The organism is Flavobacterium fluviatile (assembly GCF_010645065.1).
Classification (GTDB): domain Bacteria; phylum Bacteroidota; class Bacteroidia; order Flavobacteriales; family Flavobacteriaceae; genus Flavobacterium; species Flavobacterium fluviatile.
Genome location: NZ_JAADZW010000012.1, coordinates 1 through 18,965, shown reverse-complemented (window position 1 = coordinate 18,965; position 18,965 = coordinate 1). Strand labels below are relative to the sequence as shown.

General features: G+C 36.6%; 11 protein-coding genes. 9 read left to right on the top strand and 2 right to left on the bottom strand.

Annotation, left to right across the window (positions count from 1 at the left end; genetic code table 11):
• The first annotated feature begins 116 nt into the window (after positions 1-116).
• The 8 genes from GXM17_RS12990 (at position 117) to GXM17_RS12955 (ending at position 14,245) form a co-directional block, all read left to right on the top strand.
• A complete protein-coding gene (locus GXM17_RS12990; RefSeq protein WP_163399754.1) occupies positions 117-2,741 on the top strand; it encodes a glycoside hydrolase family 3 C-terminal domain-containing protein in 2,625 nt (874 codons plus the stop codon).
• Between the two features lie 248 nt (positions 2,742-2,989).
• Positions 2,990-5,029, top strand: coding sequence for a transketolase family protein (locus GXM17_RS12985; RefSeq protein WP_163399753.1), 2,040 nt, complete (start codon positions 2,990-2,992; stop codon positions 5,027-5,029).
• 374 nt (positions 5,030-5,403) lie between these two features.
• Entirely contained in the window at positions 5,404-6,846 is a 1,443-nt protein-coding gene (locus GXM17_RS12980) for an FAD-dependent oxidoreductase (RefSeq protein ID WP_163399827.1), read from the top strand.
• Between the two features lie 70 nt (positions 6,847-6,916).
• Positions 6,917-7,594 carry a response regulator transcription factor gene (locus GXM17_RS12975; protein ID WP_163399752.1) on the top strand — a complete coding sequence of 226 codons (678 nt, stop codon included), beginning with the start codon at positions 6,917-6,919 and terminating at the stop codon, positions 7,592-7,594.
• Entirely contained in the window at positions 7,587-8,852 is a 1,266-nt protein-coding gene (locus tag GXM17_RS12970) for a sensor histidine kinase (protein ID WP_163399751.1), read from the top strand. The genes GXM17_RS12975 and GXM17_RS12970 overlap by 8 nt, the downstream gene beginning before the upstream one ends.
• 61 nt (positions 8,853-8,913) lie before the next feature.
• A complete protein-coding gene (locus GXM17_RS12965) occupies positions 8,914-11,325 on the top strand; it encodes a TonB-dependent receptor (protein WP_163399750.1) in 2,412 nt (803 codons plus the stop codon).
• 75 nt (positions 11,326-11,400) lie between these two features.
• Entirely contained in the window at positions 11,401-13,359 is a 1,959-nt protein-coding gene (locus tag GXM17_RS12960) for an LTA synthase family protein (RefSeq protein ID WP_163399749.1), read from the top strand.
• Positions 13,360-13,363: 4 nt separating this feature from the next.
• Entirely contained in the window at positions 13,364-14,245 is an 882-nt protein-coding gene (locus tag GXM17_RS12955) for a diacylglycerol/lipid kinase family protein (RefSeq protein ID WP_163399748.1), read from the top strand.
• 68 nt (positions 14,246-14,313) lie between these two features.
• Here GXM17_RS12955 and GXM17_RS12950 read toward each other — a convergent pair whose 3' ends face one another.
• Positions 14,314-15,072: a phosphatase PAP2 family protein gene (locus GXM17_RS12950; RefSeq protein WP_163399747.1), complete on the bottom strand. Its 759-nt coding sequence runs from the start codon at positions 15,070-15,072 to the stop codon at positions 14,314-14,316.
• Between the two features lie 596 nt (positions 15,073-15,668).
• A complete protein-coding gene (locus GXM17_RS12945) occupies positions 15,669-16,802 on the bottom strand; it encodes a Gfo/Idh/MocA family protein (protein WP_163399746.1) in 1,134 nt (377 codons plus the stop codon).
• A gap of 639 nt (positions 16,803-17,441) precedes the next feature.
• On the opposite strand from GXM17_RS12945, the gene GXM17_RS12940 reads away from it, so the two are divergent.
• Complete coding sequence (locus tag GXM17_RS12940; protein ID WP_163399745.1) at positions 17,442-18,794, top strand: S41 family peptidase; 1,353 nt, start codon at positions 17,442-17,444, stop codon at positions 18,792-18,794.
• The last annotated feature ends 171 nt before the right edge of the window (positions 18,795-18,965 follow it).

Genomic DNA, 18,965 nt, shown 5'->3' with positions numbered 1-18,965 from the left:
TATTTTTTAAGTCCTCAGAGTGAACATAATTTTTTTATTCTAAAAAAAAGTTATTACTTTACACAATCGGTTGTTTAAAAGTGTATTTATAACCAAGTATCGAAAAATTTAAACTAATGAAAACAAAAAAAATCACATATATACTTGCACTCGTCTTTTCATGTTATTGTTTCGGACAAGAAAAAAAAGATAAGTTCAGGTTTCAAAATACCAAATTAAGTTTTGAAGAACGGGTAAATGATCTGGTTGGCCAATTGACATTAGAAGAAAAAGTATCCCAGATGCTCAATTCCTCACCGGCGATTCCGAGATTACAAATACCTGCCTATGACTGGTGGAATGAGACTTTACACGGAGTAGCAAGAACCCCCTTCAAAACAACCGTTTATCCTCAGGCAATAGCAATGGCGGCGACATTTGATAAAAATTCACTTTTTAAAATGGCCGATTATTCAGCACTCGAAGGAAGAGCCATTTACAACAAAGCAGTTGCATCAGGTCGCACCAATGAACGCTATTTGGGACTGACCTACTGGACACCAAACATCAACATTTTTCGTGATCCACGCTGGGGACGCGGACAGGAAACGTATGGAGAAGATCCGTATCTTACAAGTATTCTGGGCGATTCATTTGTTAAAGGCCTGCAGGGAGACGATCCTAAATACCTAAAAGCTGCTGCATGTGCCAAACATTATGCAGTACACAGCGGACCTGAGTCTTTGCGTCATACTTTTGATGTTGACGTCACCCCTTATGAACTTTGGGATACCTATCTGCCTGCGTTTAAAAAATTAGTAACCGGGTCTAAAGTAGCCGGTGTTATGTGCGCTTATAATGCTTTTAGGACACAGCCGTGTTGTGCCAGCGATATTTTGATGACGGATATTTTAAGAAATCAATGGAAATTTGATGGTTATGTAACCTCTGACTGTTGGGCAATCGATGATTTTTTCAAAAACCATAAAACACATCCGGATGCTGAATCGGCTTCTGCAGATGCTGTTTTTCACGGAACAGATATCGACTGTGGTACTGATGCTTACAAAGCTTTGGTTCAGGCGGTAAAAAATGGAAAAATAAGTGAGGAACAAATTGACATTTCTGTAAAACGCCTCTTCATGATCCGTTTCAGGCTTGGAATGTTTGATCCTGCTGAAATGGTAAAGTACGCTCAAACCCCGGCATCTGTTTTAGAAAGTACGGAACATAAGCAACATGCCTTAAAAATGGCAAGACAATCCATGGTTTTACTTCGAAATGAAAAAAATACACTGCCACTAAATAAAAACCTGAAAAAGATTGTGGTACTTGGTCCTAACGCGGACAACTCCATATCCATTCTGGGAAATTACAACGGAACACCCAGCAAGCTAACAACAGTTTTACAAGGAATCAAAGAAAAAGCAGGTGTCAATACAGAAGTCATTTATGAAAAAGCAGTCAACTTTACCAATGATACTTTGCTAGTATATCAAAACCTTAAAAATCAATACACTTATGAAGGAAAACAAGGCTTTAAAGCTGAATATTACAATAATAAAAATCTTTCCGGTGAGCCTGAAGCAGTACGAACAGAATCAGAAATCAATAACTTCTGGCAGGAAGGCGAAATTGTTGTCAAAAACATTAAAGCAAACCGCTTTTCTGCACGTTATACGACAAATTTTACAGCCGAAAAGGATGGCTCCATTACTTTTGAACTGAGTGCAGATGATGGATATCGTTTTTTAATCGACGGAAAAGAAGTTCTAAATGCATGGGACAAAAACAGATGGGGAGAAAGAACGTTTAAATTGATTACGAAAAAGAATGCTGTTTACAAATTAGTTTTAGAATACTGGCAGGGTGAAGGAAAAGCTAATGTTGCATTAAATACCGGTAATTTTGAAAAAACAGATTTCAAAAAAATAGTCGAAAAAAATAAAGATGCCGACGCATTTATTTATGTGGGCGGAATATCCCCACAGCTCGAAGGTGAAGAAATGCCTGTGAACTTTCCGGGCTTTGCAGGTGGTGACCGTACCTCTATCCTGCTTCCAAAAATCCAGACCGAGTTAATGAAAGCTTTGAAAACCGCAGGAAAACCAGTCGTTTTTGTCATGATGACCGGCAGTGCCATAGCCATCCCGTGGGAGGCTGAAAATATTCCTGCAATACTCAATGCGTGGTATGGAGGCCAGGCTGCTGGAAATGCAGTAGCCGATATTCTTTTCGGGGATTATAATCCTGCGGGAAGACTGCCTGTTACGTTTTATAAAAGCGATTCAGATCTGCCCTCTTTTGTGGACTACAGTATGGATAATAAAACCTATCGCTATTTTAAAGGCGAACCGCTTTATGGTTTTGGGTATGGACTTAGTTATACCACATTTAAATACGATCAGTTAAAGATTTTTTCGAAAATAAAGAAAGGTCAGCCTGTTTCTGTTTCTGTCAGAGTAACGAACACCGGTAAATCAGAAGGAGAAGAAGTTGCCCAATTGTATATCATCAATCAGGATTCATCCATAAAAGCGCCTTTAAAGAGCCTTAAAGGATTTGAAAGGCTTCGTTTGAAATCAGGTGAAAGTAAAACAATCAACTTTACACTTTCTCCGGAGGACCTTTCTTCGATTACGGCAGAAGGTGATATAAAACAGCTTTCCAGCAAAATTAAACTTGCAATTGGGGGCTGTCAGCCAGATGAAAAAAATGAAATTAAAAACAATATCGTAACCCGGATTATTCAAATAGATTAGTAATAAAAATAATCGGTTGGGTGCAATTAGTTTTAGATGATAATTTTAATCAGTTCGAGTGATCCCGATTTTTCATCGGAATTGTATCGGGAACAGAAAAGTTATCATTAAAATGGTTCCCGATATATTTTTTGTTCCGTTTCTCTACACAAAAAACACTCGAACTGACGTTTTTAATAATTACACCCTACTGGTTAAAAATATTCAGCTTCATCAATAAACTCAAGATTACATTAATTAACACAAATATGAACAAAACAATAGACCACTTATCAGCAGATAATATTAGAGCATTAGCCATTTCAATGGTAGAAAAAGCAAATTCAGGCCATCCCGGCGGATCTATGGGAGGAGCCGATTTTATGCATATTCTTTATACCGAATATATAAAATATGATCCAACGGACATGCAATGGATTTTCAGGGATCGGTTTTTTATGGATGCAGGACATCTTTCGGCTTTAATGTATGCGCAGTATCATTTGCTTGGGAATTATGAAAAGACAGATCTGGAAAATTTCAGGCAATGGGGTTCTGTTACGCCGGGACATCCTGAAATTGATGTAAAAAGAGGTGTCGAAAATACATCAGGCCCTTTAGGACAAGGACATGTAATGGGTGTGGGTGCCGCCATTGCAGCAAAGTTTCTGTCGGCCAGATTTGATAATTTATTCGATCATAAAATTTACGGATTCATCACAGACGGAGGCATTCAGGAAGAAATCTCTCAGGGTGCAGGCCGTATTGCCGGACATTTGGGACTAAATAATTTTATCATGTTTTATGATTCAAATGATGTGCAGCTATCCTCAATGACCGATGAAGTAACTACCGAAGATACTGCTATGAAATACGAATCCTGGGGATGGAAAGTAATTACTATTGATGGTCATAGCCATACTCACATTCGTTCTGCACTTAATGCTGCCCATGCAGAATTGGAAAGACCGACACTAATTATCGGAAGGACCATTATGGGCAAAGGATGCGTAACTGCCGATGGAGCAATGTACGAAGGGCAATGCGAGCTGCACGGAAAACCAATTGGAGGAACCAAAGCATGTTTTAAATCAACATTACTCAATTTAGGAGCAAACCCAGATGACTCATTTGCTGTTTACGAAGAAGTTGCTGCGCATTACAAAAATGTTTTAGCAACAAAAACAGCAGAAGCAGCAGAGAGAAAAGCAAAAATTGCTGACTGGCAAAAGCAAAATCCTGAACTGGCAAAAAAAATCCGGCAGTTTTTTAATGGTGATCTGCCGGAACTCGATTTCAGTTCGATAGTGCAAAAAGCCAATTCAGCTACACGTGATGCATCGGCAGCCGTTTTGGGATATCTGGCAGAAAACGTAGAAAATATGATTGTCTCATCTGCTGATTTATCCAATAGTGACAAAACAGACGGTTTCTTAAAAAAATCATCAGTTCTTAAAAAAGATGATTTTAGCGGTGGATTTCTTCAGGCTGGAGTCGCAGAACTTACTATGGCTGCCATTGCAAACGGAATCGCCATTCACGGAGGAGTTATTCCGGTTGTAGCTACCTTTTTTGTATTTTCTGATTATATGAAACCTGCCATTCGTCTCGCAGCAATTCAGGAACTGCCGGTTAAATATGTCTGGACACACGATTCCTTTCGCGTAGGCGAAGACGGGCCAACACATCAGCCAATTGAACAGGAAGCCCAGATTCGATTATTGGAAAAAATCAAAAACCACTCCGGCGATCAAAGTTTATTAGCCCTGAGACCTGCAGATGCCACTGAAACCTCTGTAGCATGGCAGATGGCGTTGGAAAACAAAAAAACACCAACCGGATTAATTCTTTCCAGACAAAACATTGCAGACATTCCAGCTTCAGGAAATTCAAGATTTGAAGATGCCTCTAACGCGAAAAAAGGCGGCTATCTTGTTAAAGCTGTTGAAAATCCAGATATAACCTTAATCGCCAATGGATCTGAAGTAGCTACACTTATTGAAGCTGCAGCTGAACTGGAAAGCAGTATTAAAATAAAAATAAACGTAGCTTCTATAATTTCTGAAGGTCTTTTCAGGTCGCAGCCAAAGGAATATCAGGAAAGCGTTATTCCGGCAAACGCATTGGTTTTCGGTTTGACAGCAGGGCTTCCTGTTAACCTGGAAAATCTTGCCGGAAGCCGCGGAAAAGTTTTCGGACTGGATCATTTTGGTTACTCAGCTCCTGCCTCAATTCTTGATGAAAAATTTGGTTTTACCAGTAAAAATGCATGCGCAGAAATCATTAAATATTTAGAAGAAAATCAATAATCTGAACATTAATAAATAAAACACTCTTCTTTTTTACATCATTTTAAAAGCCTGTTTTTAATAGCAGGCTTTAAATTTTTATTACAGTTAACTCGTTGGGTAAAATTGAACAAAATAGCTTCATTCAAGCATTAAATCTAATTTGATCTGCGAAAATCCTTTAAAATCTGCGTGAAATACTTTTGCGTATTAATTTTTCACGCAGATTTACACAGATTAAAGCACATTTATATCAACCTGATGCGTTAGAATTGGAAAAGGAATAATTTCACCCAACGGGTTACAGTTAAATTTCTTATACAATTCTATTTATTACATATCCTTCGCTTTTATCGTAACTTTGCAGCCTGTGAAAATCAATTCAAAAAGTGGAAATACCAAAAGTGGATAATGAAGTATTAAACTGGACTGTCTGTCAGGAATGTCGGGGTCGCGGTAAAAAAAATCGAAGGATAAGCAAAAAAGTACGGCTTCTTTACCAGATCGCATTGGATGAATTTGAAAAAATGCAAGGCAAAGGTACAGCTCCGCTTCCACCTAAAGGAAATCCATATTCATGCCCGAAATGTTCCGGATCCGGTTTACTCGCTTCTGCCATCCCTCCTGTAGCAGATACAGAATTGCCACACATTGCTATCATTGGTGGCGGAATAGGCGGAATGGCCCTTGCGGTTGCCTGTTTGCATCGTGGAATTCCGTTTACACTTTACGAACGTGATAAAGACTTTAATGCACGTTCTCAGGGCTATGGCCTCACTCTACAACAAGCCAGCAAAGCAATTCAGGGATTGGGCATTTTATCTTTAAAAGAGGGTGTAATTTCTACCAGGCATCTGGTTCATACTCCTGAGGGAAAAGTAATTGCAGAATGGGGAACCAGAAAATGGATCCAGTCAGAGATAAAAACGTCTTCCAAACGTACAAATGTACATATTGCAAGGCAGTCTTTACGATTAGCTTTGCTGGATCAGCTCGGAGGAAATGATCGGATACGCTGGGGCCATCAGTTAATAGATTTCAGGCAATCTGAAGGTGAAGGAGTCGAGCTCAGTTTTGAAGTCGATGGAAAGATCAGGAACGCAAAAGCAGATCTTTTAGTGGGAGCCGATGGTATCCGGAGTTCTGTACGAAAATTACTGATTGGCGAAGACATTACCCCTTTGCGTTATCTGGGCTGTATTGTGATATTAGGTATATGTCCATTAAGTCTTACCGAACACCTTAATAGCCCTTTACTGGACTCTGCCACAATATTTCAGACCGCCAACGGCAGCGAACGAATCTACATTATGCCCTATACGAAAGATTCGGTGATGTGGCAGCTCAGCTTCCCTATGTCTGAAGATGATGCAAAATCATTAAGCGCGAAAGGACCTAAAGCATTAAAGGAAGAAGCCTGCCGGAGAACCCGGTGGCATGATCCTATTCCTCAAATTGTATCGTCAACCAGTGAAATTTATATTTCCGGCTATCCTGTTTATGACCGCAAATTACTTAAAAACGAATTACTGGAAAAATCAGGACCTGTCACTCTGATCGGAGATGCTGCACACCCAATGAGTCCGTTTAAAGGACAAGGTGCCAATCAGGCTTTGCTGGATGCTCTTTTATTAGCGCGAAGCATTTTTAAAGGATGCAGGCCAGTATCTGACTGGAGGAAAACAGGAATACGGAAAAGTGCACTAATAGAATTTGAATCAGAAATGCTGGAACGCAGTGCTGTTAAAGTACAGGATTCAGCAGAGGCCGCACAATTCCTGCATTCTGAAATCGTACTCCATAAAAGTGATGCGCCGAGAAGATGGTTTGGAAAATAAAATACAAAAAATCAGTTATACAGATCGCTTTTATTCAGTTTTTCTTCAAAATTCATTCGTAAATTGCAACATGAAGATTTTAATAATAGAAGATGAGCGCGAAATTGCGCAAAGTATTCAGGCGTACTTTAAAACAAACGGCATCCAGTGTGAAACAGCCGAAAACTATAATTTGTCCCTCACTAAAATTGACAGTTACGATTATGACTGCATATTATTAGACCTTATGCTGCCTGACGGAGATGGCTTTGATATCTTAAAAGAATTAAAATCAAAAAACAAAACAGAGGGTGTTATTATTATTTCGGCAAAAGAAAACCTGGAAACCCGTTTGGAAGGTTTTAATCTCGGGGCAGATGATTTCCTCACCAAGCCTTTTCACCTTGCTGAATTACTGGTTCGGATGCAGGCACTTATACGTCGGAAAAACTTTAAAGGCAGCAACAGTATTGTTTTTAATGAAATTGTAGTCGAAATTTTCTCAAAAACCGTAACTGTGAATGATACAAAACTGGATCTTACTAAAAAAGAACTGGATTTACTGCTCTTTTTAATTGGCAACGAAAATAAAGTGTTATCTAAATCAGCTATTGCAGAACATCTTTCAGGCGACATGGCCGATATGCTCGACAACCATGATTTTATATATGCACATATCAAAAATCTCAAGAAGAAACTAACACAAGCCGGCAGCGGAGATTACATCAAAACTATATATGGTTTAGGATATAAATGGGAAAATGAATAATAAAAAACTGCTTCATAAAACCACCAACAGCTTTCTTATGTATGCTGTCATCATATTAATGACAGCGGCTCCGGTATTTTATTATATCTGTCAATGGCTTTATATTTATGAAACCGATGAAGTACTGCTCTTCCATAAAGGTGATTTTATTAAGCAGAGCCATCAAAATTATACAGCCGATGATATCGCAGCATGGAATAAATACAACCAAAATATTACAATTGTTGCTGACATGGGAGTAAGAAAAGACTCAATCGTAGGCAAAATGCTGTTTGAACCTGAAGCCAATGAAGAAGAACCGTTCCGGATTTTGTACGCTCCGGTGGACATCAACGGAAAAAGATATACTTACATAGAAAAACGAAATCTGGTCGAAATGGAAGGAATGGTTTTTAGTGTTGCTGCCATGTTTCTGTTTATCATTATGATCTTGTTAACTGGAATCATCTGGATTTCAAAACGATTAGCCGCCACAATCTGGAAACCTTTTTACAATACACTCAGTCAGATACAGGATTTCGAAATTGACAAAAACAATCCGCCGCATTTTATTTCAACCGATATAGACGAATTTTACCGCCTAAACAAAAGCCTGGAACGCTTAATTGAAAAAAATACAGCCATATACAAAAGTCAGAGGGAATTTGTAGAAAATGCCGCTCATGAACTCCAGACTCCTTTGGCCTTATTCCAAACCAAAATTGATACGCTGCAGCAATTAGATTTAACCAGAGAACAATCTGAATTAGTTACATCTCTGAATAATGATGTTTCAAGAATCAACAGGCTCAACAAAAACCTGTTACTGCTTTCTAAAATTGATAATGGAATTTATCCGGAACAGGAAATTATTGTTTTAAATGACTATATTGAAAAACATCTCGACTTCTTTACCGAACAGGCTCAGCCAAAAAATTTAACAATTACTACAAACCTTAGCAATACCTTAAGTATCAAGGGAAACAAAGCCTTGGCAGAAGTGTTACTCAATAACTTATTCCTGAACGCTATTCGGCATAATGTAAAAAACGGTGTAATTGAGATTGTAACAGAAGATAGTGCCCTAAAGTTTATCAACACCGGTCCTGAAATACCGCTGACAGAACAGACTATTTTTAATCGTTTCTCAAAAGTAAATCCTTCTTCACAGGGCAATGGGCTTGGTTTGGCTATTATTAAAAAAATATGTGACATCAGCCATTGGGATATCCGCTATTCATTCAATAATAATCTGCATATTTTCGAGCTTACCTTCTAAAATTCAGACTTACTACAGAATCGGGTCAGAGCTTTGTACTATTCTTTTTTAAATAGTACGAATGAAACCAAAAATTATTCTGTTGTTATCTTTTTTTCTGATAACAATAGTGCAGGCAGTCGCTCAAAAAAAAATTGTAACCATTTCCGGAATCATAAAAGACAGCAGTTCTAAAATTGCTGTTCCGTATGCTAATATCGTTTTGAAATCTCCAAAAGATCAAAAGATATTCTTTGGTACGGTAAGCGGTGATGATGGGCGGTTTACAATTGCAGCTGTAAATTCGGGAAATCATATTTTAGAAATTAGCTCAACCGGTTTTAAAACCAAATCGAAAACCTTATTCATAGATACACTTTCTGATTATTTGGACCTCGGAAATATCGAAATTGATGAGGATATCAATGTTTTATCAGAAGTAATTGTCAGCGGAACAACAAAACAGTATCCCGTAATTATGGACAAAAAAGTATTTGCTATTGCTGATAATATTACCCAAAGCGGCGGTTCGGTGCTGCAGTCTATGCAAAATCTTCCGGGCGTTACCATCAATAATGGTAAAATCCTGCTTAGGGGAAATGATAAAGTAATGGTTTTGATTGATGGCAAACAAACTGCTCTAACGGGATTTGGAAACCAGTCAGGACTGGATAATATTCCGGCATCTGCAATTGAAAAAATTGAAATCATAAATAATCCATCTTCAAGATATGATGCAAACGGGAATGCAGGAATCATCAACATCATTTATAAAAAAAATAAACAGGAAGGGCTAAACGGAAAAATAGGCATCGGCTCAGGTTATGGGGCATTATGGGAGCGCCAGGAAAATCTTCCTGACATCAGGCCTCAATATCAGATGACTCCCAAAATCAATCCAAGTCTTTCGTTAAATTACAAAAAAAACAAACTCAACACCTATTTACAAGCCGATTACCTTTATACGGAAACACTCAATAAAAATGAGTTTGTTACCCGTACCTACGATGATGGAACGGTAATCAACCAACAGACCAAACGAAACAGAAATACACACTTCACCACTATTAAAAGCGGAATCGACTGGAATTACGACGACCGGAATACTTTTTCTTTTTCGGGTCTTTTTGGGAGCGAAAAAATTATAGACCATGGCGATCAGCCTTTCTTCAACAAGGATTATTCGGAGCGTTTGCGTTTGTGGCAGTTTTTAGAAGACGAACTCAAAACCACTATCATGGCCAGTGCTTCTTATCAGCATAAATTCAGTCAGGCAGGACGCAAATTAAATGCAGGGATTAATTACACCTATCACAGAGAAGATGAAAAATATTTCTTTGATAATATAATGCCCACTTTTACAGGTCACGATGCTTTTAAACTGCTATCAAATGAGAAAGTGATAGACCTCGACTTTGATTATGTACAGCCCCTGAAATACGGCCGTTTTGAGACCGGAATAAAGTTCAGAAACCGTGAAATCCCTACGAATATGCAATTTTTTCCGGGAGAAAATTCGCTTCTCGATGCTGATGCCGGAGGATGGGCTACTTATAAAGAAATTATTCCGGCACTTTATGGAAGCTATATTTACGAAACTGAAAAAATTGAAGCAGAACTGGGCCTTCGTTATGAATACGTTCATCTTAAATACGACATAAATCCTGATCATCCGACTTATAAAAGTAACGGGTACAGTTATACAGAACCTTTTCCGAGTGTAAAACTGGCTTATAAAATCGATGATAGCAATAAAATTACCGCTTTTTACAACAGACGTGTGGACAGGCCAAATGAGGTTGATATCCGAATCTTTCCGAAATACGATGATGCCGAAATTATCAAGGTAGGAAACCCAGGCCTGCGTCCTCAATTTACAACTGCTTTTGAAACAGGCTACAAAACCGATTTTGAAAAAGGATATTTTTTAGGTTCATTTTATTACAGGGTTATAAATGATGCTATTACCCGAATTGCCACAACAGTTCCCGGAAACCCTCTTATTTACAATGTTTTTCAAAATGCTATGGAAAGTTCGTCTTTTGGCGCAGAACTGGTTTACGCAAAAGAACTCAGTTCCTGGTATTCTTTTAATCTGAATGGGAATTTCTATAAAAACACGATAGATGCTTTTACGGTGACCAATTTGTATCCTGTATCATCAACCTATCATAGCGATCTTCAGGAAATAACTTCGGGGAATTTAAAATGGAACAATACTTTTCTGTTCAGTAAAACACTTTCGGGACAAGTTTCTATGGTTTATCTGGCACCGGATATTATTCCACAAGGAAAAATAGATTCTCGTTTTTCTGCGGATCTGGGTCTAAAAAAACTGGTACAAAAAGGAAGAGGCGAAGTATTCCTGAATGCCACAGATATTTTTAACACCCTTGTCATAAAGAAAGAAATACAGGGCGAAGGATTCAGCTATACCAGTAAAGATTATTATGAAACACAAGTGATTCGCTTTGGGTACAGTTATAAATTCTGATTTCATAATAAAAACTAAAATTCAAAATAAATTCAGAATTGGGTTATAAAATTTGCCCTTATTTAATTAATGATTATGAAAAAATTACCTTCTAAATACGGTAGATATTCACTGTTGCTTCATTTTGTGATCTGGTTTTTAATCCTTTCACAATGTTTAAGAATCTGTTTTTTTATCTGGCAGTTTAACGAAGTTTCCCTAAATGTAATTGATCTTTTAAGAACACTTATAACAGGTCTTTTCTTTGATTTGGGAACTGTAGTTTTCATCTCCATCTGCAGTATTTTGTATTACAGCATTATGCCCAATAAATGGATTGGTTCTGTTTTGGACAAAGTCCTGGTTTATTTCTTCACATCACTAACCGTCTTTATACTTGTTTTTACATTTTTTGCCGAATTGACATTTTGGGATGAATTCAAAACACGATTCAATTTTATTGCCGTTGATTATCTGATTTATACACATGAAGTTGTTGCTAACATCAAACAGTCCTACCCGCTTCCGGTTTTAATTGGAGGTGTTTTACTGCTTACCGTGGTATTTTTGTTTCTTTTTTATAAAAACAAAGCTTTCACAACTACTTATAATACTAAAGCCAGTTTAAAAACCAGACTTTCGGTTTTATTACCCACCGTTTTTACAGCCCTGTTTTTTGCTTTTTTTATTACTAACAATCATGCAGAATGGTCTTCGAACCGGTATAATTCTGAAATTTCAAAATCGGGGATCTATTCTTTTTTTGCTGCTTTCAGAAACAACCAGATGAAATATGTTGATTTTTATACTTCAATCCCTAATACCACAGCTTTTAAAATTATCAGAAAAAAACTGGCTTCTCAAAATGTTGTTTATTTAAAAAAAAATTACTCCATCCACAGAAATATTATTGAGAACACACCTTTCCTTAAAAATAAAAATGTTGTTTTTATACTTGTAGAAAGTCTCAGCGGAAGCTTCCTGAAAGAATTTGGAAACAAGGAAAACATCACTCCGTTTCTGGACAGCCTTGCACAGAAAAGTGTCTTCTTTGAAAATTTATATGCCACCGGAACCAGAACTGTAAGAGGCATGGAAGCAGTGACTTTGTGTATTCCCCCTACTCCGGGACAAAGTATTGTAAAAAGACCCGACAACCAAAATCTTTATACAGTGTGCAGTGTATTCAAATCCAGAAAATATGACTGTAACTTTTTCTATGGCGGAGACGGTTACTTTGACAATATGAACGCATATTTTGGCGGTAACGGCTTTGCTATTTACGATCGCGGCCGGGGTAGTGTTTTAAGTGACGAAATCAACACGGTCCGTAATAATATAAATGATGACGAAGTAACTTTTGAAAATGCATGGGGAGTCTGCGACGAAGATATTTTTAATAAACTGCTGAAAGTTGCCGATGTACAATACAAAAACAGAAAACCGTTTTTCAATTTTGTAATGACTACCTCCAATCACAGGCCATATACCTACCCTTCCGGAAAAATTGATATTCCGTCAGGCACAGGCCGTGAAGGTGCTGTAAAATATACCGATTTTGCACTGAAGGAATTGTTTAAAAAAGCCAAAACAAAACCCTGGTTCAAAAACACCGTATTTGTAATCATTGCAGACCACTGTGCCAGCAGTGCAGGAAAAGATGAAATTGACGTAGCAAATTATCATATTCCGGCATTTATTGTAAATCTTCCTGAGGAGCAGAATCAAAAAATCACCAAACAATGTTCGCAGATTGATCTCTGGCCGACACTGTTTTCACTTTTTCATTGGAATTACGAATCTGATTTTTTTGGAAAAGATGTACTGGCACCAAAATTCGAAGAACGTGCCTTAATGGGCACCTACCGAAAACTGGTTTTGATGAAAAAAGAAAAAGTAATGATTCTTTCTGACCAAAAAAAACAGGTATTTTATTCCTGGAACAAAAAGGATAACAGCCTGACTGCGATTCCAATGAACCGCTCTTTTCTGGAAGAAACTATTTCCTGGTACCAGACTGCTGATTATCTCTTTACCAATAAGCTTTTAAAGTAAATTAATGACACATATTCATTTTATCATAAATCCAATTTCAGGCAGCGGAAAACATAATCTTTCCGCTTCTTATATTGGAAATCAGTTTCCGAAAGAGAAATATCATGTTCAGGTAGATTATACAAAACAAAAGAAACATGCTTTCGAACTCACAAAAAAGGCAATTGTAAAAAATCCGGATTATATTATTGCCTGTGGCGGTGACGGGACTATCAATGAAGTCGCTTCGTGCCTTGTTGGAACCTCAATAAAATTAGGAATTATTCCGGTAGGTTCAGGAAATGGACTAGCATCCAACTTAAAGATTCCGAGAGATTTTGACAAAGCAATAGCTGTAATCAAAAAAGGACATTCGACTCTCATCGATGTAGGGCAATTAAATCATAAATACTTTTTTAGTAATATGGGGATTGGTATTGATGCCCTTATTATCAAAAAATATGAGCGTGCGGGAAAAAGAACTCTTCCGGCCTACATCAAAGCTTCAATATCTGCCGGGCTTCAATTTAAATCGCAAAAAACTTTGATTTCCTTTAACAACCAAACTATTGAAACTACCCCGTTAATGCTGTTCATATCCAATTCTAACGAAATGGGGTACAATATGAGCCTCACACCAAAAGCCAGTCTTCATGATGGATTGCTGGATATGATTGTAATTCCTGAAATTTCATTTTTTGAAAAAGCAATACTTGGCTATAATGTTTTGAAAAATTCAATTGAAAAATTTAAAAAATCCAAACATTATATGGTAAAGGAAATTCAAATTGAAATGCCTTCTAAAATTTTTATTGATGCCCAGATTGATGGAGAACAGCATAATTTAAAGACCAATAAGCTAAAAGTTAACATCCTTCCCGCGTCACTGCAAGTTTTGACAGAATAGAAATCAATCCTATTCCCACAGATCAGTACATTTTTTCTGTGGGAATTTTATTTTTCAATTATATCAGTCTAAAATCGTCTGACAAAACTGCATCCTAGCTCTTTTCCGTTATAAAATGGCATAATCATCGAAGTACTTTTATTTTCTTTAGAAGACCTAAAAACCTTTTTCTGCAGATAAGGATAAATCCAATAAGCGGTTTTCGTAGATAATATTCCAATACCGGCTCCAGCGACAACATCTGTAAGCCAATGTCTGTCGTTGTACATTCGAAACATTCCTGTCGCTGTCGCTACCGCATATCCTGCCACACCATACCAGACCGACTGGTCTTTGTATTCCTGATACATAAATTCGGCACCGGCAAAAGCAGTAGCAGTATGCCCTGAAGGAAAAGAATTGTTAGAAGATCCATCTGGTCTTTGAACCCTGGTGATACTTTTTAAGACAAAAACCGAAGCGCTCATCATTAAATAAGAACCGGCTAAAATAACAGAACGGTCTTTTAAGTTGTTTTTCCCTTTAACGCCAAAAGCATTTAAGCCATACACAGAAACAGCAGGTGCCCATTGAGAAAAATCATCAATAGATACTTTATGATCAATATCCTCATTGACCTCTTCTTTAATTTCTGCATTATAATCTTTGAGCTGATCACTTTCCAAACCAATAAAACCATAACCTATAAGAACTCCGGGTACGATTAATTGTTTGTAATTAAACTTTAAATTGTGTAAGGTATCTTGTCCTGCTATTGTATCATTCTTTGTGTTTTGAGCGCAGATAGAAGTGGTTCCTAAAACGAATAAAAGGACTGTTTTTAGCATTTTAAATAAATTTAGAAATTAATAATACACTTGTAAATAAAAAGTAGTTTTTCCTCATGGAAACAGATTATTAAGTTCAAAATTTCGTTTAATTTGAGATTAGAAATAAATAAAAAGTAAAAGGAACAATGTTTCTAAAACTGATTATTTTAAGACAAAGTTGCATGTCAATTTTGAAGAAATTCTGTTTTGTGTATTTTTTAAATAAAAAATGAAGGATAAAAAAAACCACATCTTTATAAAGTGCGGTTTTTCAGCTGTTTAATCAAGTTTTAACGCAATTAAAATTTAATCTAAATGATCCCAGAAGGATTCGAACCTTCGACCTACGCATTAGAAGTGCGTTGCTCTATCCAGCTGAGATATTGAGCCATTTGTTTTAAACTTATGGCAAAGTTTGTCGGGGTGGCAGCATTCAGCACAGGCCGCACAATTCCTGCATTCTGAAATCGTACTCCATAAAAGTGATGCGCCGAGAAGATGGTTTGGAAAAGACAGTGAATAATGGATTTTTAAAACCAAAAAAATCGGCAACAAAAAAGACTAGTCTTAAATGACTGAAACATATTCAGGACTATTCTCTAAAAGCACTTTAACTATTTTGAAGCCAGAATACCTATTTTTAGTGCCTCAATAGCATCTTCGAGCGTTATAGTAAGTTTGTGGTCCTTATCCTCAATTTTTTGTATCAGGTCAGCTAAAATTAATTGTACACATTTACCATAAACCTCTGCTTTAGTCTGATGAATTTCGAAATTACCTGACACCAGTTCCTCAACATGGTAGGCTGTTCCACCGCAATATGTTACCCTTTTATCAGCAGTAGATGAATCATCAGTTCCCCATCCTTCTGATCCTGAAACCTCTTTTTCATTCGTAAGTGATTCCGTTGTACTAATGTTCCAGCCCGGAATACCCTTCAGTTGCTCTTTTGTTTTTTCATTCACAAGAGCTTTTACATTTCCTTTTATTGGCATCCAGCCTTCTATCTCTATTCTGGCCAGATCATAAGCCAGATGTATAGTTGTTTGTTCGAATAAGCCAGGTCCCGAAAAAGCATGGTAATAACTTGCTATTAGTCCTTCATTATACAGTACCATTGCCGATACCCTATCCCGTTGTGATTCATTACGACTATGCGAAGTTCCAAATACTTCTGCATATTGCTGACCGCTTAAAGCTTTAATAATATCAAAAAAATGTACACCGTGTTCTATAAAAATACCACCTGACTTTTTTTCGTCCCAAAACCAGTGGCTGGCGGGCAAAGACTCGTCCTGAGCGTAGTTATTCACTACAGCATGCCTGAGTTTTCCAAATGCACCGCTCTGACTTAATTCCATCAAACTTTGAATAATAGGATTGTAACGAATCATATGATCGACTGTTATGACCATGCCCGTTTCTTTTTGCGTTTCTAAGATTTGTTTTGCTTCATCTTCGGTAATTGCTACCGGCTTTTCCAGCAGCACGTGCTTTCCTGATTTCATCGCTGCACAAGCCATTTCAGCATGTAAACCCGGAGGTGTAACAATACTTACAATTTCTATTTCGGGATCATTAATCATGTCTTTCCAGTCCTGATATCTGTTAATACTGGTTACATCATTTGGATGGGATCCCGAATCAGCAATACCTGCAACTTCAACATTTTCCATTTTTGCCCACCACTGGTGCAAAAATTTTCCAAATCCTCCATAGCCTATTATTCCTATTTTATATTTCTTCATGTCTTTATAGTATTTGTTATAATTTATTACAAGCTTTTATATAAATTTCCCGAAAAGGCAAACAACGCAGTAAACAATACAATTTAAATTCGTTTTTTTAAAATTCTATTGATTGCTCTTATGAACCTTTTCTGGTGTAAATCATTCGCTATTAATAAATTTACCATTATTTTCATTACTTACAAATGGACATTAAGTTAAAATTTACCCAACTAAAAGACTGCTGACAAATACCTGCAGTTTCGTAAATCTGAATATGGATATCTTTGGATATTGTCTTAAAATCCTGCTTTTACACATTTACATCAATTTTATTCTGAAATAAAGAAAAATTTGATTTCGAACCATCAAAAAACAATAAATAAATCTACACATAATTTAAATTGTGATTTGAAGATAATAGAATTTATAATCCGTAAAAACCTTAGACATTTTTTACTATATTTGAGATGCATTGTTTTTTATCACAATCAAAACACTGAAATTCAATAAATTGAAAAATATCTGATTTTAAAAAGCAGGATATAAACTGTGTTTTTCAGGTATGCAGAAACAATCCGTCTGTCTGAATTTTTTACTTAAAAAACATGAAATTTGAATTAGGGTGCTGTCGATTATATACTTTTTAATTTGATGTAAATGAAAAAATCTTTATTTCTGTCCGGCATACTTTTATATAGTATGATCCTGCTCTTTTGCTCCTGTGAAAATGATGACAGCACTGTATCATACGATAAAGGAAATAATCAGTACACGAATATGTGGATTAATGAGCAAATGAAAAAATACTATTATTGGAATGAAGACTTGCCTGTTTTTACAAATTTATCGATAGATCCGAAAGATTATTTAAGAAAATTACTGAACACAGATGATCATTTTTCTTACGCCTTAAATCCTGCCGACGCACAAGCATCTCCCAAAAGCATAAGGAATGCCTACGGATTTGATATTTCGTTTTTGGAGTACAACGGACAGACTTTTGGCGTGGTTTTATTTGTACTAACCGATTCGCCAGCCGAAAGAAGCGGACTGAAAAGAGGACAGTTTATAAAAAGCATTAACGGCACACCAATAAATTATCAGAATTTCGAAAATTTATATCTCGATTTAGCTTCTTCAGGCAGCGCACTATTAGAATTAACAGAATATTCTTCAGCAACAGGTTTCTCAGCAGTAAAAAATATAGCGATAATACGCAGCTTTACTTTTGCCCGGCCTGTAAAACATGAAGTTATCCTTTATAACAACCAAAAGGCGGGATATATAGAAATCTCTCATTTTGATGCTGGGCTTGCTGCCTCTTTTCTTCAGATTTTCAAAGAATTTCAGGAGCAGTCTGTCTCCAAAGTTATAGTTGATTTAAGGTATAATGGCGGTGGCGATATTTCATCGGCTGCAGCCTTAAGTGTAATTTTGGCACCAAATATCAAAACAGATGATTTATTTATTAAACTGAGAGGAAATAAAAACGGCAGTTTGGTAAATCAAACATTTAAGGAAGTTTTAGAAATGAATGAATCGCAGGTAAGTTTTGAATCATTAAGAAGTGTCCATCCTTCGATTCAGGAATTGTATGTTTTATGCGGCAATCATACAGCATCAGCCTCCGAAATAATACTGAATAACTTAAAGCCTTTTATGAAAGTAATATCGATTGGTGAAAAAACAAAAGGAAAAGACGCTGCAGGATTTGCTATTGAAGATAACAGGCTGGCAGATAAAAAAGGCTGGGTTTTGTGTCCTGTAATTTACAAATTATTTAATGCCGCTAATGAAGGTAATTATGCATTAGGCATAAATCCTACTGTTGAATTAAATGAAATACAGGAAATTGAGATTTTTCCTTTGGGTGACGTACGTGAAACTTTACTGAATCAGGCTTTAAGCGGAGAAAAAAACTTGAGGCAAAAAAAACATTCAATGGTTAAAAAGTTACTGTTGAATAAGCATTGTATTGATGCAGATCCTTTTTTACGCCTTCATCTATAATTTTTTATATCAAGAGAAGATCACATCGGCTGAACTCAGTTTTTAAGAACAAAAAAATATAAAGGCTTTAATTTTCTAAAGGCTTTATATTTTTGGTAGTGTCTCACTAACTGTGTAAGTTGAAAAGTTATTCTGAAAAATATTTGAGCTCTTTTAAAAAGCCCAAAAATT